The sequence below is a fragment of the Psychrobacillus sp. PGGUH221 genome (genome assembly GCF_042055255.1).
Taxonomy (GTDB): Bacteria; Bacillota; Bacilli; order Bacillales_A; family Planococcaceae; genus Psychrobacillus.
In genome coordinates this window covers 133133-159763 of sequence record NZ_JAQMHQ010000004.1, presented here as the reverse complement: position 1 = coordinate 159763, position 26631 = coordinate 133133, and the positions used below count along the sequence as shown (strand labels likewise).

Sequence of the window (26631 nt, the reverse complement as noted above, 5' to 3'; positions counted from 1 at the left end):
ACAAATAATGTTATAGTCTGTTGCAATCTGACTAATAAAATTGTTATTGCTTTTTTCTATTGAAGTTCTCTATTAAAAAGTGTTAGTCTTTCATAGTAATCAATCTATTACTCACAACGTAAGGAGAGAATTCTTTTGTCAACGAAACAAGCATCACATACCGGGAGTATTACGTTCCTCATACTCGGTATCATTTTTATATCAGCAACACTAAGATCTCCCCTAACATCGGTAGGGCCGATTATTTCATACATTCGAGATGGACTAGCTATATCGAATGTTTTAGCAGGTTTTATAACGACTATCCCTCTTCTAGCATTTGCAATTGTTTCACCGTTTGCACCCAAAATCGCTCGTAAATTTGGAATGGAAATGGCTCTGTTTCTCTCTGTCTTATTGTTAGCTATTGGAATTATTTCACGTTCTATTGGATCCACTACTTTTTTACTTATTGGTACGGCACTTATAGGGATTGCTATTTCTTTTGGTAATGTATTGATGCCAAGCCTGATTAAACTTAAATTTCCTTTACAAGTTGGGTTATTGACAGCAATTTTTACAGTATCAATGAATATATCTGCCGGCATTGGGGCTGGAATAAGCTATCCAATAGCAGCTAGTACTTCATTCGGTTGGCAAGGTGCACTTGGTTGCTGGGCAATTTTAACCATTATAGCTGCGATTATTTGGATTCCTCAAATTAGGAAGAAAGAGAGTTTGGAGACAAAAAATGTATCCACAAGCAACAATGAAAAATCTTTATTGCAATCCCCTCTCACTTGGACTATTACATTATGTATGGGACTACAATCGCTAATATTTTATACAACTGCTGCATGGATTCCAGAAATACTACAATCTCAAGGGATGGAAGCAGACCAATCGGGATGGATGCTATCCATCATGCAATTTGCGCAACTGCCAATGACCTTTCTAATTCCGATTTTAGCTGGAAGACTAAAAGACCAGAGAATACTTGTATTAGTATATACGATTCTGTATTTAATTGGTTTCGTTGGGTTATTAATGGGAATTAAAACACTTGCTATTGTTTGGATGATTTTCATCGGTTTAGCTGGAGGGGCTTCGTTTGGACTAGTAATGATGTTTTTCTCACTTCGAACTCGAACACCTATGGAAGCAGCAAATCTTTCTGGAACTGCTCAATCAATTGGATATTTGTTGGCAGCTGTAGGTCCTGTATTCTTCGGTTATATTCATGATGTTACCTTGAGTTGGAATACTCCTATCATTCTGTTTATCGTAACGGCAATATTATTATTCATCTCTGGCATGCATGCCGGAAGAGATCGTTATGTATTTCCGGAAAAATAAAAAAAGGAATCAGCGGATTTCATATGCTGATTCCTTTTTTAGTTGGCTTGAGTATTTATAATGATGGAATTTTGAAAAGCTTTATAGTAAATGTTTCAGATACTTATGAGTAGGTTTACGAATGTGCACTTGACACACGCTACGCATCAGCCTCCGCAGGATGATTCGCATTGCATTATAATATGCAAAGAATAATTTTAACCATACGTTTAATTTAGTAAGGAGGGCTTTGATAAAAATAATTAGGGGTCTTTTTATCATTAGAAAAGGTTTTATGAAAAATATGTGTTGTTGCTGGTGAAACAGGAGGAATTAACCAAGTCCAGTTCCCCGTTACATCACGACCTGCATCCATTTCATTTGACTCGAAGCGCTTGAATTGCTGTGCTGCTGTATGGTGATCTACTATACTGATCCCATCCTCTTTATAGGAATATAATACAGCTGCATTCAATTCAACTAATGCACGATCCTTCCAAAGGGAAGCATTAGATTTAGTGTTTAATCCCATCCGTTCAGCAATGGCCGGAAGCATATTATAGCGATAATCATCTGCTAAATTTCGTGCCCCAATCTCAGTACCCATATACCATCCATTAAAAGGAGCTGCAGCATAGGTAATTCCCCCGACTTCCAACTTCATACTAGAGATTATAGGGACTGCATACCACTTCAATCGAAGCTCTTCAAACCATTTATATTCAGGATGACGAATGGAAACCTCTAAGATGTATTCTTTAGGAATCTCAAATAACTTTGGTTGATTATTTTTTATTTGAATGACTATAGGTAACACATCAAAATGACTGTAATCACCTTTCCAACCTAGGTTTTCACATACCTTTGTAAATGGAATTGAATCGGGATCACCAACAACTCCATCCGAGATCTCATAACCAGCATATCGAATTAACTGATGGTTCCAAATACGAACATCTACAGAAGAAAAAACTGAAATGGTAGGTCTTATTCTTCCCTCATTTGATGCAAACTGAATATGCTCTAATAATGCTTGGAAAATTTCTTCTTCTGTTAGTAAATCTCTCTTATCCTTTACATTCAAGCTTTGCCAAAATAGACGCCCTATACATTTATTGCTATTACGCCATGCCATTTTAGCACCATATGTAATCTCATCTAATGTCTGTTCATAGCAGCCTTTTTTCAATATTTCTTTCTCTATTTCTCTTAAACGGGCTTGTTTTTTTTCATTAGATTGTCCTATTTCATCGTAATACGTATTAATAAAATCTTTCGCTTCTTTTAACACGTCATTCATCCCTTCCACTGTTCCTTACCATCATAAAAGAAACTGTTGAGTACAAACAAGTCCTTAGGTTTATAAAGTTGTGAGGGAATTATGACAGAAAAATAATATAAAAGTAATTTATTTATTTTGGGCTTGTTGATTTCCGTTCAAGGCGGACGCGTTTCGCCGGTAGTTTTTATCACTTACATTATTTATTATTTTTGAAAATCGTTGAAAAAGGCGACACTCCTGCGGGAATAGCGTTAGCCGAAGACCCCACAGTTGAGGGGAAGGCAATATAAGTTCGCCGCATCCTGCTCCTGCGCAATGCTCGTCGCAAAAGAACTTTTGCGGCAACGATTGCATGACCAACATCGTGTTGGGCTAGGAGGCTAAGGCAACGCCCGCGGAAAGGGAGCCGTTTCAACGATTTTCTTATTCGCAACGATTGCATGACCAAAATCTTATTTGCCCAAGCGGTTCGGCGCACGCGATCGGTAAGCTTCGGAAAACCTAATCTATCCTATATAGAAATAATTTCCGGTTTATCTACAGTCTGAATATAAAAGTAATTTATATATAACTTCCTTCTATATTTCTTTAATCTACCATTCTTTTTCTATACACAATTACTGTTAACACTATAAATAGTACTGCCCATACGCTAATAATTCCTAAATTAGAAAGTACGTCAGAAAATTTTGCTCCTTCTTCTACCAATGTAGCTAGCTCAATAAGTTGAACGCTTGGCATGTATTCTGCAAGCTTTAATATTGGATATTTTTCAGCCCATACCGTAACAAAGGACCCCAAACTAAAAATACCAATGACAGGAAGTACTAAAACAGAAGATTCCATAACTGATTTTGCAATAAGTCCTAAAAGTGTGCCAACCGCAATATAAAATACAGCAGATATAATAATAGCTAATGCAACAAGGGTAATATTTGTCGGATTATATTCGGATAAAAAGGCACTAAAGAAAATAATAACGATCGTTAAAACAAAAGATAATAAACTTTTACCACCAAGAATTTCTAATGTGCTAGCAGGAGATAGCATTAAACCGCGTAGCGTATTTTTTTCTTTCTCTTCTGCTATTAAACAACATTGCACATATGTTCCAACCATTGCAAATGTCATGTTAATACTCAAAAAGTGTGCTTGAATTGTGTCTAATCCCATACGGCCGTAAATAGCAGCCATGAATAGTGGTAAGAAAATAATAATTGATACTGCCAAATTTCTTGAAAAATCTTTAAAATCCTTTTGAAAAATAGCATTTATACGTTTCCATGAAAATGTCATACCAATTCTCCCCCTGTCACATTTACAAATATATCTCCTAAAGTAAGTTCATTAGAATGAACCGTCACCACTCTATTTTCTTTCATTAAATGATACATTTCTTCCGCACCTGCTGCATTTTTTGGAAGAACTAGTTTCTCATCATTCGTCAATTCCAATGTTAATGTATCATCTGCAAATTGTTTTTTTAACTTGCTTGGTTGATCCATTAGCTGGATTTGTCCCTTATTTAGAAAAGCAACACGATCACACAATGTGTCTGCTTCTTGCATATCATGTGTTGTTAAAAATATAGTTGTCCCTCTTTTATTTAACTCCCTTAATCCATTGTAAATATGGAGAGTGTTCACTGGGTCTAAAGCAGACGTCGGCTCGTCTAAAAATAATAACTCTGGTTCATGAAGGATGGCTCTTGCTAAAATAACACGTTGTGCCATACCTTTGGATAAGGAAGATACTTTCTTTTTACGTTCCTCTTTTAGATTTACAAAGGCAAGCGCCTCATCAACTTTGCTGGTTGGAAGATCGTAAAGTTGGCAATATAATTTTAAATTCTCATATATAGTTAGTCGACCATACAACCCACTATTATCCGTTAGAACCCCAAAACGCTTCCGAGCAGTCGGAGTATTTAGAGTAGATACATTCTCCCCAAAAACAAGTGCTTTTCCTTCGGTTGGCTCTAACTGACAAGTTAAAATTTTTATCGTCGTCGTTTTCCCTGATCCACTTGGTCCAAGAAAGCCAAAAATTTCTCCTTTTTCCACATAAAAATTGACATCTTCAAGTGCTTTAAAATTAGAAAATATTTTTGCTAATCCTTTTACTTCAATTGCATTTTCCATAATCATCCTCCTAATTGTTTGGCTGAACATTTCGTATGTACACCCTTAGATTAAGAGATTTACTGTATGAAAACATCTTATTTATGGTGAAAGGAGTCATTTTAGGGTTGAATGGAGCTTATTTTAAGCCCAACATTCCTTTTAAATCCGCCATTTTCGATTTTGATAATGGGACAGACGATTTATTCTGATCTTCTAGTACAAGGCTATAACTATTTCTTGTCCATGTGATGACTTCGCGAACTTTTTGTAGATTTACTATATAGGAACGATGACATCTAAAAAAACCAAAAGGAAGTAGTCGATCTTCTAATTCATTTAATGTAAAACTACAAGGAAAATTTTCTCCTTTTATATGTAAAAATGTTTGCCCTTCTGTACTTTCAATATAATCAATTTCAGGAGGATCAAATAATACAATTTTTTCATTTACTTTCGTCGGGATTTTTTCAAACCGAATAGGTTGGGCAATTTTATCTTCTACATTATCATTAACCTCCGAAAAATCTTCATCTGGATTTTCTTCTTCGGTTTGTAATAGATGGATTCCTTTATCATCTAATCGAAAAATTTTATCGGCAAATGTAACGGCGCTTTCAATTTGACCAGTCAAAATTAATATAGTTTTTTGAGCTGTTCTTAGTTGTTTTAGAACTTTAGTAAATATACGCTTAGATTCCACATCTAAATTTTGATCGAGTTCTTCCATTATGTAAATTTCAGGATTCTGAATAAGTAGGTTTGCTAACTGCACACGTTTTTTTTCAGAGTATGTAAGTTGTTTTAATTTTTTATTTATCTTCGAATCAAGTTGAACTAAACGAACTATATCTTCTATAATCACTTCTGATTTATATAACTGTCTGAAAAATTTTAATGACTCTTTAACAGTTAGACGTTCGTATACTCCATCAATAAGAAAGAAAAATCCTAATGCTTCATCTGGATTATGTTGAATTTCTCCATTAGATAACAATGTCTTTCTTAATAGAATATCAATAAGCTGTTCACGAACGTTCACACTCGTACATATTGCAACAACCTCACCTGGAACTGTCGTTAAATCAAATGCAGGAAAGAGAACAGAATCATTTATCTGTTTCTCGGCTTGTAAAAAGTTATGGGACATTGTAAAACCTCTATTCTATGAATCTTTTTCTTATTATACCAGTAAAAGTATTTTATAATATTTAAAAATAAAACACGAACCTGAGAGGTTCGTGTTTTATATTTATAATGCAATTGCTTGTTTATCCTTATTTTTCTCACGCGTAACTAATTGAATTGCTAGTAAAATCCCAAATACAACTAATCCTACGATATCAGAAATACTTTCTGGATATATTAACAATAAACCTGCGCCTACTGCAAATATTCTCTCAATCCAAGTCACTTTTCGATACCAATAACCAATCATCCCTGCTCCAATTGCAATCATTCCAATTATTGCGGTAAAGAATACCCAAATTATTTCCCAAAATGTTGTATCAATCATTAATAAGGTTGGTGAAAATACAATCATATACGGAATAATAAAAGCAGCTATAGCAAGTTTTGAGGCCTGCACACCCGTTTTAATAGGATCTCCACCCGAAATACCTGAGGCAGCAAAGGCGGCAAGCGCTACTGGAGGGGTTATATCCGCGATAATTCCGAAATAGAAAACGAAGAAATGTGCTGATAATAAGACAACAATTGGTACTGCACTTTGTGGTACGTCTGGTGCTAATAATGCGATTATTGCTGGTGCAGCAATAGTTGATGTAATGACATAGTTTGCCGTTGTAGGAGCACCCATTCCCAGAATAAGGGAAGCGATCATTACAAAGAACAAAGTTAACATAATACTTCCGCCTGCAAGTTTAACTAGGCTCGTTGCTAAGCTTAAACCTAAACCAGTCTTCACTACAACTCCGACTATAATTCCTGCACATGCAGTTGCAGCAACTACACCTAGAGCAGTTCGTGCTCCATCTACTAAAGCATCCAAGATTTCAAGCGGTCCAAGACGAGTATCCTTGTTGATTATACCAACTATGATGCAGGCCAAAATTCCATATAAAGCAGAGTGGATAACTGGAACCCCTACCATCATAAGTATAATGATTAGGAAAATCGGTGAAATTAAATAGATCTTTTTTAATATCTCTTTCCGATCCGGCATTTGTTCATCTGTTAAACCTTTAAGACCTAATCTTTTTGCTTCAAAATGTGTCATTATCCAAATTCCAGTAAAATACAGTATTGCAGGAATAGCAGCAGCTTTTGCAATATCCCAATATGTTATACCACGTCCGATAAATTCAACCATCAAGAACGCGGCAGCACCCATAATTGGAGGCATTAGCTGTCCACCAGTTGAAGAGGATGCTTCTACTGCCCCTGCAAAATCTTTTTTATACCCGAGCGATTTCATCATTGGAATTGTATAAGCACCTGAAGTAACTACGTTTGCTACAGAGCTACCAGATATCATTCCTTGCAAAGCAGAAGAGAAAATTGCTACTTTTGCTGGACCACCGATTAACTTTCCGGCTACAGCAACGGATAAATCATTAAAGTATTGTCCTACTCCAGTTTTCACTAAAAACGCACCAAATAATAAGAATGCGAAAATATAGGTAGAAGAAACTGCTAGTGGCGTACCTAATATCCCATCCGTCGTAAAGAACATTAAATTTACAATGTTCTCAATACTTTGCCCACGATGTGCCATAAATGCAGGGAAATAAGGACCTAAATATGCATACACTAGAAACAATCCTGCGATAATTGTGATAGGTAAACCTACTGCACGTCTAGCTGCTTCTAATACTAGGACTATTGCAAGAAGTCCAACGTAAAAGTCAATCCCTTCAAATTGTCCCAAACTCTGAACGAGACGGTTATAATGAATCGTCCAGTAACTTCCTACTAAAATAGCACCTGCTCCAAGTATAAAATCGTAAAATGGAATTTTAGTTTTCGATAATTTACGACGTGCAGGAAACAGTAAGAATACAAATAATAAACCAAATCCTAAATGGACTGTTCGTTGAATTTGTGCTGGGAACTGACCGAAAATAGCCGTGTATAGCTGAAATAAAGAAAATGCCATTAAACCAAAATAAATGACATATTTTAATATTCCACTTAAAGTACGGGTATTAGATTCTAAATCGTATTTTTCTAGAATGGCCTGCTGATCTTCGACAGACAACTCTTCAAACTGGTTGTTTGGAGATTTTGGGTTCTTCTTATCGTCCATTCAGTCTGACTCCTTTCATTTTTTCAACTAATGATATTTTTTTCACTTCAAATAAATATGACTTTCCTCTAACGAGATTCTTTTTTAAATCAAACATCTTATTTTTATATTTAAAACTTAATGGGTAGTCAACATCCCCTATATATAAGGTGAAGTTTTGTAAGACTGCATCATCATATTGAAGCGTATAAATCCCATCCTGATAGTTTAACTTTTGACCTTCCTCTGGATAACTAGGCATACCAATCGCAACGTCACTATATTTCATTGACATTAAACGAATTTTTTTTGTATCTTCTACTCTATAACTCTCAATAACATCAGTCAGATGAATAGAATGAGTAAAAATAATTTGAAAGTCTTCTTTCTCTTCACTTATTGGTATGTAATGGAGAACAGGGTTCTCGTTTCTTGTTTCCGTAAAGACAAACACGGTCCACATTGGAATAAATAATAAACTTATAAGCATTATGATTAAACAAGTTGCTATTATTTTTTTCATGAAGCGAACCCCATTTAATGAGTAAAGAGGCACGAAGCTATTCGCAACAGAGCCTCTTTCTCCTGATTATTACTTGTTTACTTCATCAAAATATTTTTGTGCGCCTGGGTGAATTTCAATACCAATACCATCTAGGCCAGTTTCAGCTTTAATAAATTCCCCTTTTGCATGACTTATTTTTTCTGTGTTATCGTAAATTGCTTTTGTAATTTCATATACTAAATCTTCTGGAAGTTCTTTTTTAACAGCTAGCATCGCAAGTACAGAAACCGCTGGAACTTCTGCTTCTAATCCATAAGTTCCCGCTGGAATCTTATCTTTTGCATAATATGGATATTTCTTGATCAATGCATCTGCCTTTTCTTCACTTACTGGAATGATTGTTACTTTATTTGTTGCGTTTAATGCTTCAACAGCACCAGTTGGATAACCTGCTGTAATAAATGCAGCGTCAATTTGTCCAGATTGAATACCATCTGTTGACTCACCGAAATCTAAGTTTTGTGCTTCGATGTCATCCATTGTTAAACCATGAATTTCTAACAATTGTTCTGCGTTTGCATAAGTACCAGAACCTGGAGCACCAACAGAAACTTTTTTGCCTTTTAAGTCATCGTATGAAGTAATACCTGAATCAGCTAAAGTTACTAGTTGAATTGTTTCAGGGTAAAGTGCACCTAGTGCAGAAACACTATCTGTTTTTTTACCTTCAAACATTAATGTACCTTCGGTTCCGTAGAATGCAATGTCCGTTTGAACAAAAGCAATATCACCTTCACCATTTTGTAACGCTGTCATGTTTGCAGCGGATGCTTGAGAAACTTCTGCCGTTGTTTTAATATCTGTTTCTGTAGAAATTAACTCAGCAAATGTACCACCAAGAGGATAATACGTCCCTTGTGTTCCGCCAGTTAATAGACTCAAAAATTTAACATCTTCTTTTGTTTTACCAGATTCTTCTCCAGACCCGCTTTCAGAACCATTCTCAGTTGAGCCACAAGCTGATAATATAAATAATGCTATAATACTTAAGATTGCTACCCATTTGAATTGCTTTTTCATCAATTCAATTCCTCCCTTTTCTATATATTATTCCCCAAGTACATTATAATTTTACCATAATTATTCGAATTGCCAACCTATTATATTTATTCACTATTATCACCCTAATATAAATACTAAGTTATGTTAAATTCTATAAAAAATAATAGATTTTTTTGTTTTTTTATAGAAATTCAAGCCAAATATATTAATATATATTCATTTTTCCACAAAAAAAACATACATAAATCTTATAAAGATTCATGTATGTCCTTTTATAGTATATTTTATGAGCAGCTACCTGGTGTTGAGTTTCTTACTTGAGATCCTGTTTCCCCTCTTAGTAAGTCGCCTTCGGTTGCTTCAATAATTTGATTTGTAACATTGTTAGAGATTGAGTTAGCTACTAACTGAAGAAGACTGTTAACATCTCCTTGTGATTGCTTAAACTCTTGAACAATAGGAATTTCATCAATTTCAGCTTCAATTGCTTCAATTTTTCCTTCAATCATTTTTAGAGCCTTTTCTTTTCCTAAATGTTGAAAGTTTACTGCTTGTTTTTGTAAACTTTTAAGACTGGCAATTTTTTCACGAACTTGCTGGTTTTCATTGATTTGTGCTTCCGCTCTTTTAAAGAAATCTACTTCTTCTGTGTTGGCAATCATGTTAGCTATTTCTTTTGCTTTTTCAATGATTTCGTCTCTTGAATACTTTGTAGTCAATTAAATTCCCACCTTTAGTTCATTTGGTACTTCTACTAATTCTCCAGTAAGTGACCATGTTTTTGCTTCCGTAATTTTAACTTGTACTAACTGACCAATAATTTCTTTTGGTCCTTTAAAGTTAACGAGCTTACTTTTTCTTGTATAACCTGCTAGTACATCTGGATTGTTTTTACTTTCTCCTTCTACTAACACTTCCACAATTTGTCCTTCATGCTTTTTCATAGCTTCCGCAGACATGTCATTTACTAGTTTATTTAAACGCTGTAGTCGTTCTTTTTTCACTTCCATCGGTACATTATCAACCATTTTTGCAGCTGGAGTTCCTTCTCGAGGAGAATAGATATACGTGTAAGCAATTTCAAATCCTACTTCTTTATATAAAGACATGGTCTCTTCAAATTGCTCATCTGTCTCATTCGGGAACCCTACAATAATATCTGTTGATAAAGATGCATTTGGAATCGCAGCTTTAATTTTTTGAACAAGTTCTAAATAATGCTCTCTTGAATATTTACGAGCCATAATTTTTAATATATCAGAAGAACCAGATTGAACTGGTAAATGAATATGTTCTACTAAGTTTCCGCCTTTAGCAAGTACTTCTATTAGATGGTCATCAAAATCTCTTGGATGGCTCGTCATGAAACGAATACGCGCTACATCGATTTTACGCAGATCATCCATTAAATCACCAAAACGGTAATCTAAATCTTCAAAGTCCTTTCCATAGGCATTTACGTTTTGACCTAATAATGTTACTTCTTTATATCCTTGTGCAGCAAGGTGTCTAATTTCTTGAATAATATCTTCTGGACGTCGACTACGCTCTTTTCCTCGTGTATAAGGCACGATACAATATGTACAGAATTTATCACAGCCATACATAATATTTACCCACGCTTTAATAGAACCTTTTCTTACTCTTGGCAGGTTTTCAATTACATCGCCTTCTTTTGACCAAACTTCTACTACCATTTCCTTTGATAGATAAGCCTCGTTTAAAATGTTAGGTAAACGATGAATATTATGTGTACCGAAAATCATATCTACTTGATGGTAGGTTTTCAATATTTTGTTGACTACTGATTCTTCTTGAGACATACATCCACAGACACCGATCAATACATCAGGATTGTTCTGCTTCAAATGTTTTAAGTGACCTAGTTCACCAAATACTTTATTTTCTGCATTTTCACGAATCGCACATGTATTAAGTAAGATTACATTTGCATCGTCCACAGAATCAGTTGGTTCATAGCCTAATTGCAGGAATATACCAGCCATTACTTCAGTATCATGTTCGTTCATTTGACAACCATAAGTGCGAATATAAAATTTGCGATTTTGACCCATCCCTCTAAATTCTTCAGCTATGGCAAAATCGTTATGGTAAGCAACTTCTTCCTTACCTCTTTTTTTTGCTTCTTTTAAGGAAGGTGGTGTATATACAGTTTGAAAATATTTACTATAATCCTTCTCGGATTTTTTGTCCGGAGAATTAGGTTCTTTGACTTGACTACTTAGTAATCGTGATTCTTCGTTCATGAGAACGCTCCTTTCTTTCATTCGTAAATAGCACGAATATCCATCCTATTATTATACTTAATAGCACTCCATTGCTACAAGGTATAAAGCTTAAAAGTTGTAAATTAGACACACCAATAGCACATACGCCTTAGTTATACTTGACCGGTATCGGTTTGGTTTGAACGAAATCCAGTGTAATCCGATGTAAACAGATAAAAAGACTACCGATTTATATCGGCAGTCTTCCATATCACATAAAATCTTGTAACAATGCGTTAAATTCTTGTTCACTCATTTTCAAGTTTTGATCAACAAGTGGAGTTTGTGCGTATCCAGGTGCTTGCTCTTGATAAGATGGAGCATTCTCATTTTGATAAATGATTCCTGTGACTAGTCCTTCCGTTTCCATTACGACTTTTAGTGCATCTTCTCTACTCGTATGATCATAACCTTCCACGTTAGAAAGCTTTGTTAAATGTTCTTTGAACCAATCATACGTATTTACTTTATTGTATGTTACACAAGGGCTAAATACGTTAATAAAAGAGAAACCTTTATGGTTAATACCAGCCTCAATGATTGCAGTTAACTCTTTAATATCTGACGAAAAACCTTGAGCAACAAATGTAGCCCCAGAAGTTAAAGCTAATTCAAGCGGTTTTAGTGAAGGTTCAATTGCTCCACCAGGTGTTGACTTAGTTTTAAATCCTTCCGCAGAACGTGGAGAAGTTTGCCCTTTTGTGAGACCGTAAATTTGGTTATCCATTACTACATATGTTAAATCAATATTACGTCGAATCGAGTGAATAGTATGGCCGATTCCGATAGCAAAACCATCACCGTCTCCACCAGAAGCAATGACGTGAAGATCCTTGTTCGCCATTTTTAAACCTTGAGCAATAGGAAGTGCTCTCCCATGAATACCATGAAAACCATATGAGTGTATATATCCTGAAATTCGTCCAGAACAGCCAATACCTGATATTACGGCTAAATCATGGGGTTGAATGCCTACATTTGCTGCTGCACGTTGAATAGCTGCTTGAACAGAAAAGTCACCACATCCTGGGCACCAGTTTGGTTTTACATTATTACGAAAATCTTTAAATGTCACCATCAGTTAAGCAACTCCTTTACTTGTTTTTCAAGCTGTAGTGGTAAGAAAGGTGTTCCATCATACTTCGTTACAGGGATGACTTTATCATGCCCGCCAACATTCATTTTTAAGATGTTTGCTAATTGGCCGGTAGCATTATTTTCAACTACAATTACTTTCTTTGCATTCGCAACAAGCGGCTGTACTTCATCAACTGGGAACGGGTGAATTAACCGAATATGGGCATGATTCACTTTTAATCCCTGAGCAATAAATGTTTGCTGTAATTCTTCTAGCACACCTCTTGTTGAGTTAAATCCAACAAATAAAATATCTGCCTCTTCATAAGGAGCACTTACATAGACAGGTTCATTAAAGTTAATATTTTTTAACTTTCCAAGACGTTTGTCCATTTGTGCTTTACGATTTGTAGCAGCTTCGGAAGGTTTTCCTGTTTCATCATGCTCTACGCCTGTTACATGGTGAATAGCATGTTCTGTACCCGGAAGAACTCGTGGTGAAATACCATCCTCTGTAACTTCAAAACGTTTGAAATAAGCTTTATCCTCCGCAACAGGAATTTCTTCATTTTGAACTAATTTACCACGACGGATCTCAATTTTAGAATAATCAAATGGCTCAACAGTTTGTTTACCAAGTGAAAGTTGTAAATCGGATAAGATTATAACAGGGCATTGAAGTTCTTCTGCAATATTAAATGCTTGAATTGTATCAAAAAATGCTTCTTCCCCTGTACTTGGTGCTATAACCACTTTTGGTATTTCCCCATGTGTACCATAAATCATTTGCATTAAGTCAGACTGTTCTTGTTTTGTTGGAAGTCCTGTAGAAGGTCCTCCACGCTGAGTATCTACAATAACAAGTGGTTGCTCTGTCATACCAGATAGCCCTATTGCCTCCATCATTAAAGATAGCCCTGGTCCTGCTGATGCGGTAAATGCACGTACACCACCATAGTTAGAACCTATAGCCATTGTTGCTGCGGCAATTTCGTCTTCTGTTTGAATAACTGCTCCACCAAATAGTGGTAGCTTTTTAATCATATATTCCATAATTTCAGAAGCTGGTGTAATTGGATAAGCCGCCATGAAGCGTACTCCTGCTGCTAATGCTCCAAGTGCAATAGCATCATTTCCAATCATAAACATACGATGTTTCCCATCAGCTGCAACTAGTTCCCATTCCCCTAATCGGTCCCCTAATTGCTCTGCCATTATATCAAAGCCTTGTTGAATAGCTTGCATATTTTTTTCTACTACTTCTGTTCCTTTTTTACCGAAAATCTCATCTACTACCCCTTGGAACACTGCTTTATCTAAATTTAATAGAGCGGATGTTGCCCCAATTGCCACCATGTTTTTCATCAGGGAAGTACCAAGTTCAGCTGCAATCTCTGTAAATGGAACTATATACATAGGTGCCAAACAATCTTCAGGAGATACTGGAGAAAACTTAGAATCTGCTAAAATAATACTTTTTTCTGTAAGTTCTTTGTAATTAACATCAATTGTTTCTTGATCGAATGCTACTAGTATATCTAAATCATCTGGTATTGTACGAACTTGCGTAGGTCGTACACAGATTTTATTATTCGTATGTCCACCTTTAATACGAGAAGAGAAATGACGATATCCGTAAAGGTAATATCCAAGGCGATTCATCGCCATTGAGAAAATTTCACCAGTACTTTCAATACCCTCTCCTTGCTGCCCGCCTACTTTCCAAGAAAGTTGTTGCAACATATAAACATCTCCTTACTATCTGGTTGAATGTTTTTTTCCTTCATTAGTTTATCATGAAGTAGTCATATTCACTATGTATTCAGTGTATTTTTAGTGAAATTCAGACCTTTGACGGAATTTCACCGTCACAATTTATTCAGAAAATCACTTATGTATAACATTTGCTCATAAGTAAAGCCGCTACAAATTATGTAGCGACTTTGTGGTAATTGACAATATCTATATTCAAAGAAAGCACCTCAAGCAAATTATGAATGCTTATCAGTTAATCAACACTTTGAATTTATTTTGTCTTTTTTTCTACCAATAACTTCAAAGCAGTTCGATCTTCACCTGAAATAATAATATCCGTGAAAGCAGGTGAACAAGTTAAATCAGTACCACTCGGTGCGACAAATCCTCTTGCTATGGCAATAGCTTTAATTGCCTGATTTAATGCACCAGCTCCTACTGCTTGCATTTCTGCATACCCTTGTTCTCTTATTACTGCTACTAAAGCACCTGCAACGGAATTTGGGTTTGAACGAGAAGATACTTTTAAAGAATCCACTATCATTTCTCCTTTTATCGCTAGATTATGAACTTGCTTTCGTCCATAATCTAACGTATGCTTCGGAGTATTTTTTTAGACGCTTTAGCCTTTAAACGGATAGTCATCGTTTATATATACACGCTCTTGATGAATTGCTTTCCCTGTAGCACTATCTACCTCTACAAAAAAGCCACTTAATACAGAACGCCCACTTTTTGGAACTTCAAAACGAGTTGGCATATTCGTTTGAAATCGATACAATACATCTTCTTTTTTCATACCTAGTACTTCATCGTAGGGTCCAGTCATACCTACATCTGTAATATAAGCAGTACCTCCAGGCAGAATACGCGAATCAGCGGTTTGCACATGTGTATGTGTGCCTACGACAACTGATGCTTTTCCATCTAAATGCCAACCAAATGCAATTTTTTCACTAGTTGCCTCCGCGTGGAAATCCACGAAGATAATCGGCGATAATTTTTTTGCTTCTTCTATTAACTCCGTCGCTTTTTTAAATGGATCATCATGAGGAGGTAAGAAAGTTCTACCATGTATATTTATAACTGAAATGGTTTGCCCGTTTTTAGTGATAGATGTCATTCCTTTACCTGGTGCTTCCTCTGAAAAGTTTGCAGGTCGAATTAAATAGTCAGTATCATCGATAAAGTCCATGATTTCTTTCTGATCCCATGTATGATTACCCATTGTTACGACATCTACACCCATGTGCAATAAGCCTTGGAATATATTTCTTGTGATCCCTCGACCCGCTGCAGCATTTTCACCGTTTGCAATTACTACGTCTGGATTATATTTTCTTTTAAGTCTTGGTAAATAACTTTCTAATGTATCTCTTCCTATAGATCCAACAATGTCACCAATAAATAATATTTTCAACTTCTACTTCCATCCTCTCTCACGAAAAAAAGGCTTCTTTTAGAAGCCTTTTTGTATTCGTAGTAAAACTCTATTATCAAACTGAATGAGAGCGTTTGTCAACAATTTGTACTATTTTGCGTATTCTACTGCTCTAGTTTCTCTGATGACAGTTACTTTAATATGTCCAGGGTAATCTAGTTCTTCTTCGATTCGTTTACGGATATCTCTTGCCAAACGATGAGCAGAAATGTCATCTATTTGATCTGGACGAACGATAATACGAATCTCTCTTCCAGCTTGAATAGCAAATGATTTTTCAACGCCATCGTAAGACTCTGAAATTTCTTCTAGTTTTTCTAAACGACGAATATAGTTTTCTAATGTCTCGCTTCTTGCACCAGGTCGTGCTGCGGATAATGCATCTGCAGCTGCAACCAATACCGCTATAACAGATGTTGCCTCCGTATCTCCATGATGAGAAGCAATACTATTAATAACTACTGGATGCTCTTTATATTTCGTTGCAAGTTCGACACCGATTTCAACATGACTTCCTTCAACTTCATGGTCAATTGCTTTTCCGATGTCATGAAGTAAGCCTGCTCGTCTCGCTAGAGTTACATCTTCACCAAGCTCTGCTGCCAGTAAACCAGCTAAAAATGCTACTTCGGTTGAATGCTTTAATACGTTTTGCCCATAACTTGTACGATAGCGAAGTCGACCTAAAATTTTCATTAAATCTGGATGTAAATTATGAACACCTACATCAAATGTAGTCTGCTCACCAATTTCACGGATTTGTTCATCCACTTCTCTTCTTGATTTTTCTACCATTTCCTCAATACGTGCCGGATGAATACGACCATCTTGTACTAATTTTTCAAGTGCCAAGCGGGCAGTTTCTCTACGTATTGGATCAAATCCTGATAGAATAACAGCTTCTGGCGTATCATCAATAATCAAATCAATACCAGTTAAAGTTTCGAGCGTACGAATGTTTCTACCTTCACGACCAATGATACGACCTTTCATTTCATCGTTTGGTAAATTAACTACAGAAACGGTTGTTTCTGCAACATGATCGGCTGCAAAACGTTGTAATGCTAAAGAAAGAATTTCACGAGATTTTTTATCTGCTTCTTCTTTCGCTCGTGTTTCAGATTCCTTCGTCATTACAGCAATATCCGTAGCAAGCTCATTTTCTACTTCTTGAAGAATTATCGCTTTCGCTTCTTCACGTGTTAAAGTAGAGATTCTTTCGAGTTCGCTTTGTTGCTTATTCACTAGCTCGTCCACTTTACTTTCTTTCTGTTCGATATGCTGTTGTCTTTCGGTTAGAGCATCTTCTTTACGCTCAAGACCTACTTCTCTCTTGTTTAGAGCATCATCCTTACGATCAAGATTCTCTTCTCTTTGTAATAACCGATTTTCCTGTTTTTGCAGTTCCATTCGGCGTTCACGGATGTCAGATTCTGCTTCAATTCGTAATTGGTGAGTTTCATCTTTGGCTTCTAATAGTGCTTCTTTTTTTAATGCTTCCGCTTCTCGCTTTGCTTCATCTAAGATGAGTGCAGAAGATTGTTTTGCACCAGTCACTTTTGAATCGTTCACTTTTTTCAGATAAATATAACCAACAACGGCACCGACGAACAGACCAAGCAAAGCGGAGATGATAATTTCCAATAATGGCATTCGAACACCCCCTATTTGCTATTCTTTTTAAGTTTCAGTCGGCACAAATATGCAAATGCATATTGCCTATTTCATCATAGTATTAGTAAAGAAATTATACAATTTTAATTGTATAGATGTAGAAATACTCTGTCAAGGAATCGGAAGGATAATTTATGAAAGAAAAGCGCTAATCTCGTCCAGTAGAAGGAATATCTGTTATTAATCGTTATCGTAATTCTTTGGATATAATGGTTGCTTTATCATTCGGTAGATTATTAGGAGGGGGGTACCTCACTATCCCCCTCTTTTTTTTTCAGTAATTTTGTAAATATAGTCTCTAATCATTAACTTTAGTAAATTGGATACTAGAGAAGTGGAATCATTATGTTCGATTCATAAGTTTTCTACGTTGAAGTTATTCTATGTCTCTTGTTTGTTGATTAATTGAAAAAAGAAAAAAGTCTCCCATAAAATGAGAGACTTCTTTTTTATTCTTCATCTAATAATAATTCAAATTCTTCCTCTTCTTCTTCTGGCTCATGTCCTGCAATAGTATATGAAGCTGCAGTCATTCCAAGAGATTCGCGGATTTTTTGTGAAATTTCATTTTTAATAGCAGGATTTTCTTTAAGGAATTGTTTTGCGTTTTCTCTACCCTGTCCTATACGTTCTTCATTGTAAGCATACCAAGAACCGCTTTTTTGAATAATGTCCATTTCGGAACCAAGGTCCACAATTTCTCCTTCTTGAGAAATTCCTTCCCCATACATAATATCCACTTCTGCTGTTCTGAATGGTGGAGCTACTTTGTTTTTTACAACTTTAATCTTCGTTTTGTTACCTACAATATCTGTACCTTGTTTTATCGCTTCTGCACGTCTAACTTCCAAACGTACGGAGCTATAAAATTTAAGTGCACGTCCACCTGGTGTAACTTCTGGATTTCCAAACATCACGCCTACTTTTTCACGAACTTGGTTGATGAAGATTGCAATAGTATTTGATTTATTAATAGCTCCAGAAAGCTTACGTAATGCTTGTGACATTAAACGAGCTTGAAGACCAATATGAGAATCTCCCATTTCACCCTCAATTTCAGCTTTAGGAACTAGAGCAGCAACAGAGTCAATAACTAAAATTTCAACTGCTCCACTACGTACTAATGCCTCAGCTATTTCTAGTGCTTGTTCTCCCGTATCCGGTTGAGATAAAAGGAGTTCATCGATATTTACACCTAGTTTTTGAGCATAGACAGGATCTAGCGCATGCTCTGCGTCAATAAAAGCCGCTTGGCCTCCAGTTTTTTGAACTTCAGCAATTGCATGAAGTGCAACTGTAGTTTTACCAGAACTTTCTGGACCGTATGTCTCAATTATACGACCTCTTGGGTATCCACCTATTCCTAAAGCTGCATCAAGTGCTAAAGAGCCACTAGAGGATGTTGAAATTTCTCTATCTGTTTTTTCACCAAGTTTCATAATTGAACCTTTACCAAATTGTTTCTCTATTTGTTTTAAAGCCATTTCTAAAGCTGCTTTACGATCATTAGCCAATTGTTTTCCTCCTCAAAAGAAAGTCTGTTTTTATTTCTATCTCTACTATACTAGGTGTTTGAGAAATATTCAAGAAAAAAGCGAACGTTTATTCGTTTATTTTTAACGACAATTTAATTTTTGGACTTAAAAACGACTCAAAATTGAATTTTGGGTCGTTTTTCATAATGAAAATAAAATTAAATTGTTTTAAAACCTTGTTCGCGAAGTAATCGAATTAAGTAATGAATAGTAAATTTCACAGCTCTCAGTCTATTAGTGTTTCTCATACCCGAAAGACTTAACTTATACGACACTGGTGCCATATCATTTAAAGCAATACCTATCCAGACAGTGCCAGCCGGCTGGCCACCATGAGCATCTGGTCCAGCTGCCCCTGTTATGCCAACACCAATATTTGTATTAAATTTTTCTTTAATACAATTAGCCATAGCCTCAGCACATTCTCTAGATACTACCCCAAATGAGTCTATTATTTGCTGATCTACGCCAAGTTGATCGACTTTGATAGACTCGGTATATGTAATCATACCTCCAACTAATACTGCACCCATTCCTTTAACTGCAGCAATTTCGGATTGAAATAATCCTGCAGTCATGCTTTCTGCGGCAGAAATAGTTAATTGATTTTCAACTAGTATCTCTTGAAGCTTAGAGGCTAAAGAGTCGTCATTGTACCCATATACATATTCACCTACACGGTCAAAAATCTCTTTTTGAAGAACCTCAATCTTTTCCCATGCTGCAGCTTCTGAATCACTTTTAGCTGTCAAGCGTAACGTAACTTCCCCATCTGAAGCGAGTGGAGCCAATGTAGGGTTTGTTTGGTTATCTAATAAGTCCTGTACCCGCGTTTCCAGTTCTGCTTCACCAATACCATAAAAACGCATTACATGAGACAAAATAACCGTTTCTTCATTGAGTAATTTTAGCAGTAATGGTTTTGCTTCAAATTGGAACATAGGCTCCATTTCTTTTGGTGGTCCAGGTAAAAGGATATACGAGTGATTCTCTGATGTAAGTAGCATCCCGGGAGCCATCCCATTCTTATTCGGCAATACTGTACAGCCTTCAAGTACTAATGCTTGTTTTTTATTATTTTCGGTCATTTCACGGTTCATTCTTTTGAAAAAGTCTTCGATATAAAGTAACGCTTGTTGATCAAGTACCAATTTTTTGTTTAAATGAGCGGAAATAGTTTCTTTTGTTAGGTCGTCTTTTGTAGGTCCTAAACCACCTGTGAAAATAATTAAATCTGCACGTTCTTCTGCGATTTTAATCGAATCGAGTAAACGTTTCGGATTATCTCCCACTACTGTATGAAAATAAACATCGATTCCTAATTCAGCAAGTTGGGAAGAAATAAATCGGGCATTCGTATTTGAAATCTGCCCTAACAATAACTCTGAGCCTACAGCAATTATCTCTGCTTTCATCTAACAATACTTCCTTCCTATCACTTAGAATCAAGTAACACTCTACGATTTAAATAGAAGTAATCAAACCCAGACCATAAGGTGAAAATGAGACATACATACAACATAATCATATCAAATGGGATAGAGAACATTTCAAAAAAGACATTCCCTAATAACAATGAAGATATTGCAATGATTTGTGTCCACATTTTAATTTTACCTAACTGGTTCGCAGCAACTACTTCTCCTTCGTTTGCAAGTATTAAACGTAGTCCTGTTACTGCAAATTCACGACTAATAATTAATATTACTACCCAAGCAGGAGCCATTCCAAACTGAACTAATATAATAAGAGCTGCAGAAACTAATAATTTATCTGCTAATGGATCTAAAAATTTCCCCATATTAGTTACGAGATTATATTTTCTCGCGTAATAACCATCAATAAAATCCGTAATGGATGCAATGATAAAAATAATCGCTCCAATTAAATGACCTAAAGGAATTGTAGCTCCGAGGAAGCTAACATCCCCCCAGTTAAAATCTACAAGCATAAAAAACATAAATACTGGAATTAAAAAAATGCGAAACATGGAAATTTGATTTGGAATATTCATTTTCATTTACGACAAACTCCTTTCTTATAAGACCAAAAAGCCATCTAAATAGATGGCTATTTGTTGAACTGTATCACTAAATTTTGAGTAGTACTATCTGATTTAAATTCAACTGCTTGATCGTTTATAGATACTGTATTTCCAGGTGTATGGCCTAAACGGATTCGCACTCTTGTTAACGCACTTGCATCATACTCGAATGTTTCACCTGCATTAACTGCTTGATCAACTAAAATTTTGTTGTCCTGGTCTCTAATATTCAGCCAGGTTTTATTTGTTGCAACAATTTTAACTAAATAAGATTCTGCACCAGTTAAATCATATGTTGTTGTTTCACCTTGCGTTTCTACAAATGTTAACTGTTGTTCCGGCTTAGTTTCTTCAACAACTTCTTCTTGTACTTCTTCGTCTGGTTTTTCTTCCTCAGTTGGTGTAACTGGATTCTTTTCCTCTGTAGGTGGTTTTGTTTCCAGAGTTAAAGCGTTATCAGTTTCAGCTGGATCCGTTTCATCATTCTTCGGTGAATTTTGAAATAAAAACCATAAAATCACTATAATAGCGATAGCAAAAAGTGCAACTACTAGCATCGGAAATACTTCCATAAACTTGCCCGTTGAACGACCGCCTAATGATCTTCGAGAAGGCGTTGCAGTTATATTCTTTGATACTTCTTCATTCATCGGTGTTGGAATCTCCGATTTATAAGTATCTAATAGTTCATCCCCGTTTAAACCAACGGCTTCTGCATATTGCTTAATAAAAGCACGAACATAGAATGAACCAGGCATAGTCGCATAATTTCCTTCTTCTATTCCAGCCAAATATCTCTTTTGTATTTTTGTGATTTCTTGTAAATCATCAATACTAAATCCTTTTGCAATTCTCGCCTCTTTTAAGCGAGCACCTAGTTCTGTCACTTAAAACACCTGCCCGTTTAAAAATTAAATCCACCAAATCCGCCAAACCCACTCATCCCTTTGTCGGACATTCCGTGGTTTTTCTCCATCATTTCGTACGTAATTTCCTCGTCTGGGTTATGACGAAGTTCAATAATATAGTCGAAATCATCAATAGAGTACTCCGAATGTTGGATAAACATGTCCGGGTGTTCTACTACTTTAATAGTAGGCATCCGCATCATTTCTCTTACTAACATTTGATGTTTCTCATCATTTGACTTTCTTGTTACTATACCATCTAAAATAAAAATGTTACGATCACTAAACTCGTCCCCTGCAAGCTGACTTCTGATTGTTTGCTTAATCATTGTAGAGGATAGAAAAATCCACTTTTTGTTAGCACAGACACTAGCAGCAACAACTGATTCCGTTTTACCGACACGTGGCATACCTCTAATACCAATTAGTTTGTGGCCTTCCTGCTTAAATATTTCTGCCATGAAATCAACTAGCAAACCTAGCTCATCTCTTACAAATCGAAAGGTCTTTTTATCATCTGCATCACGTTGTATATACCTTCCATGTCTAACAGCTAAACGGTCTCTCAACTTAGGTTCCCTAAATTTGGTTAATTGAATCATTTCCATCGTAGAAGCAATATGCTCAAAGCGTTCAATATTCTCTTTTTTTTCGGCTTTAATCAACATTCCTCGACGGCCTTCGTCAACACCATTAATTGTGACGATATTAACTCGTAGCATACCAAGTAAAGAAGCGATATCTCCCAAAAGTCCAGGACGATTTATTTGAATGTCATATTCAAAAAACCATTCACTTGCCATAGTTATCTGTCCCCTCTATTTAGATGACGTTTCATTTCATTATAAGTTCTATCATATATGATTTTTGAGATGAATAAAAGAAAAAAAGAAAAGAGCTACAGGATCCCTCTCTTTTCTTTTTACATCAAATATACCATCCACCATTTACTCGGATAATTTGACCAGTTATATAATTTGCTTTCTCACTTACTAAAAATTCGACAGCATTTGCCACATCATCCGTAGTACCAAATACACCAGCAGGTATTTCTTCTAATAACAGATCTCGTGCTTCCATATCTAAATGATGATTCATTTTAGTATCAATAAATCCTGGTGCAACAGCATTGACTGTAATTTTCTGCAAAGCCACTTCTTTTGCATATGCTTTCACAAACGCATGCTGAGCACCTTTTGCAGCGGAATATGCTACCTCATAAGAAGCCCCGGTGTCTCCCCATATAGAACCTACAAAAACAATGGAGGCATTCACATTTTTTCGAAGTTTGGGTGTAAGTTTTCCAGCTAAGTAAATTGGATGTTCAACATGCACTTGAAAAAGATCTCGTATTTCAACTAATGTCGTCTCTTCTAACCCTTTATACAAACTATGCCCTTGAGCAAATATAATGGTCTGAAGCGAAAATATCGAGGATACTAAAGATTCTACAGACTCAGAACTCCTCATATCCGCTTGAACGAGCAAAAAATCTTGTTCTGGATAAGAAGACTCTAGTTTTGCTAACAAGCTTTTTACAAGTTCTTCATTACTAGCAAAATGTAAGTACAATGACCAACCAGCTTCAGCAAGTTTATAACTGATTGCATGACCAATCTCACCTGATGCACCTACAACTAGAGCAAATTTGTTAGTCATTTTGCTTTTTCTCGTTTGGAAGAACGGTAAATACTGTATGCATTTCACTGTTAGTTAATGATTCAAACGCATGTTTTACTTGTTCCATCGTTAAGTTTTCCAAAGCAGGGACTACATCAAATAAATTCATCTTGTTAAACGAATATCGAGTAAATTGATTCGCGATATATTCAATAGAATTCAAAGCACGTAAGAAAAAGCCAATCTTTTTACGTGTAACACGCTTTAAGTCTTCTTCCGTGTATTTCCATTCATCCTGAGTATCTGCGATTGTTTGTTTAATGGAAGCAACAAGTGCTTCGGGATTAGTGGAATCTGAACCAATCATAGTAAATCCATAGCCATGTTCCATTGAAAAATCCGCAGAGTATGATTCATCAATATATCCTTTTTCGTATACATCTTGATAAAAGACTGAAGTTCTACCAAAAATTAATTCGACTGCCACCTGCATGGAAAGTTCATAATTCAACATTTCATTTCCAAAAATATTTGTATTATTTGATTTTATTCCGAACATTACTTTAGGTTTTTGTACATCCATTTGGAGAGTACGTTCTTGAATATCAACAGATAATTGCTCATTTGGGAAAAATCTTTTTATTTCCTGCGGTTTTTCAAATGATTTTGACGCTTGATCCTCTTTTATAAAATTCATCATTATCTCTGGATCCACTGCACCGACCACAAATACCATCATGTTAGATGGATGGTAAAAAGTGTTGTAACATTCATATAAATGATCTGCAGTTATTTTATTGATAGATTCAATTGTTCCTGCAATATCAATTTTCACAGGATGTTCTTTATACATATTTTCAATCGTACCAAAATACAATCGCCAATCTGGTTGGTCGTCATACATGGTAATTTCCTGGGCAATAATACCTTTTTCTTTTTCTACTGTTTGTTCTGTAAAGTAAGGTTGTTGAACAAAATCAAGCAAAGTTTTTGTATTATCTAACACATGATCTGTGGACGAAAATAAATAAGAAGTTCTCGTAAACGAGGTAAAAGCATTAGCCGAAGCACCTTTTTCACTAAACTGTTGAAAAACATCGCCTTCTTCTTTTTCGAACATTTTATGCTCTAAAAAATGAGCAATCCCTTCTGGAACGATAACCGGTTCCTCTTTGCCAAGAGGGATAAACTCACGATCAATTGAGCCATAATTAGTTGTAAATGTTACATAGGTTTTGGAAAAACCCTTTTTCGGTAAAATATATACATTTAAACCATTCGGTAGTTGTTCATTGTATAAAGTCTCATCTAATTGTTGAAAATAAGTTTTATTCATTCTCCGCACCATCCTTACCAGATAGGAAATAGACGAATTCCTTCTCTATCTTAGAAGCCATTTGTTGAATTTGGTCTTTTGTCACATTAGACCATTTTTCAAACCAATCTTCTACTGTAAATTCTTCATTCAATTCTTTATATTGATCATAAATTTCAATTTGTGCACGAGCAGAATCTAACGCTTCCTTTAGCTGGTTCTTTAACATCGATCTCGTTTGATTTATTTCTAAATCAGAAATCTCACCAGCTTGCATTACCTTCAGTTGTTCATCAATTAGCTGTACTGCTTTTTCTTGTAAGTTCGAATCTATTCCAGCTAACACGAATATTAAACCATACATCGATGAATAACTACTAGATGCGTAATAAGCCATACTTTCTTTTTCCCGAACATTCATAAATATTTTTGAATGAGCAAATCCACCAAAAATCCCGTTTGTCATCTGCATAATTGGAAATTCTTCAGAGAAGAAAGTAATTGGTGTGTGATAGGCAATATGTAATTTACCTTGTTTCATCTCTTGTATTTCATGTAAAAATTCGTTTTTATGACCTACTTTTTGTGTATCGTGTTTGGATGATACTTTATCTTTGCGAGCTGTAAATGGGAAGTGACTTTCTATTTTCCCTTTGATGTCATTAACATCTACGTCACCAACTATGTAAATAGATAATTCATCATCGTTTATTATTTTTCTGTGCATTTCAACTAATTGTTCATTTGTTACTGCTTGAACTGCAGGTACCGTTCCATTTGAAGATATGGAGGCAGGGTGATCTGGACGAATGTTTTCGAGCAAACGTTGTTGAGCATATCTAGTTTTATCATCATACATGGATTGAATTCGTTCGATAACTTGTTCCTTCTCACGTTTTACGATGGAATCAACAAATTTACCATTTACTAAAAGGGGTTTATAAATTACTGTAGAAAGCAAGGAAATTACTTCGTCTACTACCTTTTCATTAGACAAATAAGCATCATTTACAGTTTCAGCATTCAACGAAAAGATATGATTATTACCTTTTTTTATCGTATCGAAATATATAACTGCCCCATATAGTTCATCTACACGTTTACGAAATTCGGAGTTCGTAGGATATATTTCATTACTATATTGAAGTATATTGGCAAGTACTGCACGAATTGAGGCATCTTGAACAGTAATTGGCTGTTTCCATTTAAATGAAATATTAATTGTTTTAAATTGTTCTGTCGGTCTAACATAAAGCTTAACACCATGTGCAAGTTCATACTTCTGAAACATGTTGTTATCCCCCTTTTTCTATATAGTTTACTCTATCTTCTATTCACTATACATCTTCCTTTTAAACTATGCCAAATAAAAGGGACCAAATAAATTTGGTCCCTACAGATTTAACAATAGTATACATCTAACGTGTCTCTTAAGACGATCAAA

Annotated in this window: 23 protein-coding genes; 1 reads left to right on the top strand and 22 read right to left on the bottom strand. The window is 35.6% G+C overall.

Going from position 1 to position 26631, the window contains the following annotated elements; genetic code table 11:
* Positions 1-135 precede the first annotated feature (135 nt).
* Positions 136-1335 carry a CynX/NimT family MFS transporter gene (locus tag PGC35_RS08305; protein ID WP_375218839.1) on the top strand — a complete coding sequence of 400 codons (1200 nt, stop codon included), beginning with the start codon at positions 136-138 and terminating at the stop codon, positions 1333-1335.
* Between the two features lie 214 nt (positions 1336-1549).
* Here PGC35_RS08305 and PGC35_RS08300 read toward each other — a convergent pair whose 3' ends face one another.
* From PGC35_RS08300 to yfmF, 22 genes are all read right to left on the bottom strand, one after another.
* On the bottom strand, positions 1550-2614 hold the full coding sequence (locus PGC35_RS08300; protein WP_375218838.1) for a nitric oxide synthase oxygenase: 1065 nt from the start codon (positions 2612-2614) through the stop codon (positions 1550-1552).
* Positions 2615-3184: 570 nt separating this feature from the next.
* A complete protein-coding gene (locus PGC35_RS08295) occupies positions 3185-3892 on the bottom strand; it encodes an ABC transporter permease (RefSeq protein WP_375218837.1) in 708 nt (235 codons plus the stop codon).
* A complete protein-coding gene (locus PGC35_RS08290; RefSeq protein ID WP_375218836.1) occupies positions 3889-4737 on the bottom strand; it encodes an ABC transporter ATP-binding protein in 849 nt (282 codons plus the stop codon). The genes PGC35_RS08295 and PGC35_RS08290 overlap by 4 nt, the downstream gene beginning before the upstream one ends.
* A 118-nt stretch (positions 4738-4855) precedes the next feature.
* Positions 4856-5866 carry a LytTR family transcriptional regulator DNA-binding domain-containing protein gene (locus PGC35_RS08285; protein ID WP_375218835.1) on the bottom strand — a complete coding sequence of 337 codons (1011 nt, stop codon included), beginning with the start codon at positions 5864-5866 and terminating at the stop codon, positions 4856-4858.
* 102 nt (positions 5867-5968) lie between these two features.
* Positions 5969-7984: a TRAP transporter permease gene (locus PGC35_RS08280; RefSeq protein WP_375218834.1), complete on the bottom strand. Its 2016-nt coding sequence runs from the start codon at positions 7982-7984 to the stop codon at positions 5969-5971.
* A complete protein-coding gene (locus PGC35_RS08275) occupies positions 7974-8486 on the bottom strand; it encodes a DUF1850 domain-containing protein (protein ID WP_375218833.1) in 513 nt (170 codons plus the stop codon). The genes PGC35_RS08280 and PGC35_RS08275 overlap by 11 nt, the downstream gene beginning before the upstream one ends.
* Before the next feature lie 69 nt (positions 8487-8555).
* The gene (locus PGC35_RS08270) at positions 8556-9548 is read right to left on the bottom strand and encodes a TAXI family TRAP transporter solute-binding subunit (protein WP_056829351.1); all 993 of its coding nucleotides are present in this window, start codon (positions 9546-9548) and stop codon (positions 8556-8558) included.
* A gap of 266 nt (positions 9549-9814) precedes the next feature.
* Positions 9815-10249 carry a YlbF/YmcA family competence regulator gene (locus PGC35_RS08265; RefSeq protein WP_053589909.1) on the bottom strand — a complete coding sequence of 145 codons (435 nt, stop codon included), beginning with the start codon at positions 10247-10249 and terminating at the stop codon, positions 9815-9817.
* Positions 10250-11797, bottom strand: coding sequence for a tRNA (N6-isopentenyl adenosine(37)-C2)-methylthiotransferase MiaB (miaB, locus tag PGC35_RS08260; protein WP_053589910.1), 1548 nt, complete (start codon positions 11795-11797; stop codon positions 10250-10252).
* 232 nt (positions 11798-12029) lie between these two features.
* Entirely contained in the window at positions 12030-12896 is an 867-nt protein-coding gene (locus PGC35_RS08255; protein ID WP_053589911.1) for a 2-oxoacid:ferredoxin oxidoreductase subunit beta, read from the bottom strand.
* The gene (locus PGC35_RS08250; RefSeq protein WP_053589912.1) at positions 12896-14638 is read right to left on the bottom strand and encodes a 2-oxoacid:acceptor oxidoreductase subunit alpha; all 1743 of its coding nucleotides are present in this window, start codon (positions 14636-14638) and stop codon (positions 12896-12898) included. The genes PGC35_RS08255 and PGC35_RS08250 overlap by 1 nt, the downstream gene beginning before the upstream one ends.
* A 283-nt stretch (positions 14639-14921) precedes the next feature.
* A complete protein-coding gene (locus PGC35_RS08245) occupies positions 14922-15188 on the bottom strand; it encodes a stage V sporulation protein S (RefSeq protein ID WP_053589913.1) in 267 nt (88 codons plus the stop codon).
* 84 nt (positions 15189-15272) lie between these two features.
* On the bottom strand, positions 15273-16070 hold the full coding sequence (locus PGC35_RS08240) for a TIGR00282 family metallophosphoesterase (RefSeq protein WP_375218832.1): 798 nt from the start codon (positions 16068-16070) through the stop codon (positions 15273-15275).
* Between the two features lie 111 nt (positions 16071-16181).
* On the bottom strand, positions 16182-17744 hold the full coding sequence (gene rny, locus PGC35_RS08235) for a ribonuclease Y (RefSeq protein ID WP_375218831.1): 1563 nt from the start codon (positions 17742-17744) through the stop codon (positions 16182-16184).
* A 470-nt stretch (positions 17745-18214) separates the two neighbouring features.
* Positions 18215-19279 carry a recombinase RecA gene (gene recA / locus PGC35_RS08230; protein WP_256363917.1) on the bottom strand — a complete coding sequence of 355 codons (1065 nt, stop codon included), beginning with the start codon at positions 19277-19279 and terminating at the stop codon, positions 18215-18217.
* A 179-nt stretch (positions 19280-19458) separates the two neighbouring features.
* Positions 19459-20715 carry a competence/damage-inducible protein A gene (locus PGC35_RS08225; RefSeq protein ID WP_375218830.1) on the bottom strand — a complete coding sequence of 419 codons (1257 nt, stop codon included), beginning with the start codon at positions 20713-20715 and terminating at the stop codon, positions 19459-19461.
* Positions 20716-20735: 20 nt separating this feature from the next.
* Positions 20736-21314 (bottom strand): CDP-diacylglycerol--glycerol-3-phosphate 3-phosphatidyltransferase, encoded by a 579-nt coding sequence (pgsA, locus tag PGC35_RS08220; RefSeq protein ID WP_056830273.1) that lies wholly within the window; start codon positions 21312-21314, stop codon positions 20736-20738.
* 56 nt (positions 21315-21370) lie between these two features.
* On the bottom strand, positions 21371-22231 hold the full coding sequence (locus PGC35_RS08215) for a helix-turn-helix domain-containing protein (RefSeq protein WP_375218829.1): 861 nt from the start codon (positions 22229-22231) through the stop codon (positions 21371-21373).
* A 17-nt stretch (positions 22232-22248) separates the two neighbouring features.
* A complete protein-coding gene (locus PGC35_RS08210; protein ID WP_056829344.1) occupies positions 22249-23055 on the bottom strand; it encodes a YmfK family protein in 807 nt (268 codons plus the stop codon).
* A 124-nt stretch (positions 23056-23179) separates the two neighbouring features.
* Positions 23180-23911, bottom strand: a complete 732-nt coding sequence (gene ymfI / locus PGC35_RS08205; RefSeq protein ID WP_275785028.1) for an elongation factor P 5-aminopentanone reductase — start codon at positions 23909-23911, stop codon at positions 23180-23182.
* On the bottom strand, positions 23904-25208 hold the full coding sequence (yfmH, locus tag PGC35_RS08200; protein ID WP_375218828.1) for an EF-P 5-aminopentanol modification-associated protein YfmH: 1305 nt from the start codon (positions 25206-25208) through the stop codon (positions 23904-23906). The genes ymfI and yfmH overlap by 8 nt, the downstream gene beginning before the upstream one ends.
* Complete coding sequence (gene yfmF / locus PGC35_RS08195) at positions 25201-26478, bottom strand: EF-P 5-aminopentanol modification-associated protein YfmF (protein ID WP_375218827.1); 1278 nt, start codon at positions 26476-26478, stop codon at positions 25201-25203. The genes yfmH and yfmF overlap by 8 nt, the downstream gene beginning before the upstream one ends.
* Between the last annotated feature and the right edge of the window lie 153 nt (positions 26479-26631).

Bases quoted from the DNA above. Each gene is read 5' to 3' on its own strand.
- PGC35_RS08300 (WP_375218838.1), bottom strand. From the start codon at position 2,614: ATGAATGACGTGTTAAAAGAAGCGAAAGATTTTATTAATACGTATTAC.
- PGC35_RS08295 (WP_375218837.1), bottom strand. From the start codon at position 3,892: ATGACATTTTCATGGAAACGTATAAATGCTATTTTTCAAAAGGATTTT.
- PGC35_RS08290 (WP_375218836.1), bottom strand. From the start codon at position 4,737: ATGGAAAATGCAATTGAAGTAAAAGGATTAGCAAAAATATTTTCTAAT.
- PGC35_RS08285 (WP_375218835.1), bottom strand. From the start codon at position 5,866: ATGTCCCATAACTTTTTACAAGCCGAGAAACAGATAAATGATTCTGTT.
- PGC35_RS08280 (WP_375218834.1), bottom strand. From the start codon at position 7,984: ATGGACGATAAGAAGAACCCAAAATCTCCAAACAACCAGTTTGAAGAG.
- PGC35_RS08275 (WP_375218833.1), bottom strand. From the start codon at position 8,486: ATGAAAAAAATAATAGCAACTTGTTTAATCATAATGCTTATAAGTTTA.
- PGC35_RS08270 (WP_056829351.1), bottom strand. From the start codon at position 9,548: ATGAAAAAGCAATTCAAATGGGTAGCAATCTTAAGTATTATAGCATTA.
- miaB (WP_053589910.1), bottom strand. From the start codon at position 11,797: ATGAACGAAGAATCACGATTACTAAGTAGTCAAGTCAAAGAACCTAAT.
- PGC35_RS08255 (WP_053589911.1), bottom strand. From the start codon at position 12,896: ATGGTGACATTTAAAGATTTTCGTAATAATGTAAAACCAAACTGGTGC.
- PGC35_RS08250 (WP_053589912.1), bottom strand. From the start codon at position 14,638: ATGTTGCAACAACTTTCTTGGAAAGTAGGCGGGCAGCAAGGAGAGGGT.
- rny (WP_375218831.1), bottom strand. From the start codon at position 17,744: ATGCCATTATTGGAAATTATCATCTCCGCTTTGCTTGGTCTGTTCGTC.
- PGC35_RS08225 (WP_375218830.1), bottom strand. From the start codon at position 20,715: ATGAAAGCAGAGATAATTGCTGTAGGCTCAGAGTTATTGTTAGGGCAG.
- pgsA (WP_056830273.1), bottom strand. From the start codon at position 21,314: ATGAATATTCCAAATCAAATTTCCATGTTTCGCATTTTTTTAATTCCA.
- PGC35_RS08210 (WP_056829344.1), bottom strand. From the start codon at position 23,055: ATGGCAAGTGAATGGTTTTTTGAATATGACATTCAAATAAATCGTCCT.
- ymfI (WP_275785028.1), bottom strand. From the start codon at position 23,911: ATGACTAACAAATTTGCTCTAGTTGTAGGTGCATCAGGTGAGATTGGT.
- yfmH (WP_375218828.1), bottom strand. From the start codon at position 25,208: ATGAATAAAACTTATTTTCAACAATTAGATGAGACTTTATACAATGAA.
- yfmF (WP_375218827.1), bottom strand. From the start codon at position 26,478: ATGTTTCAGAAGTATGAACTTGCACATGGTGTTAAGCTTTATGTTAGA.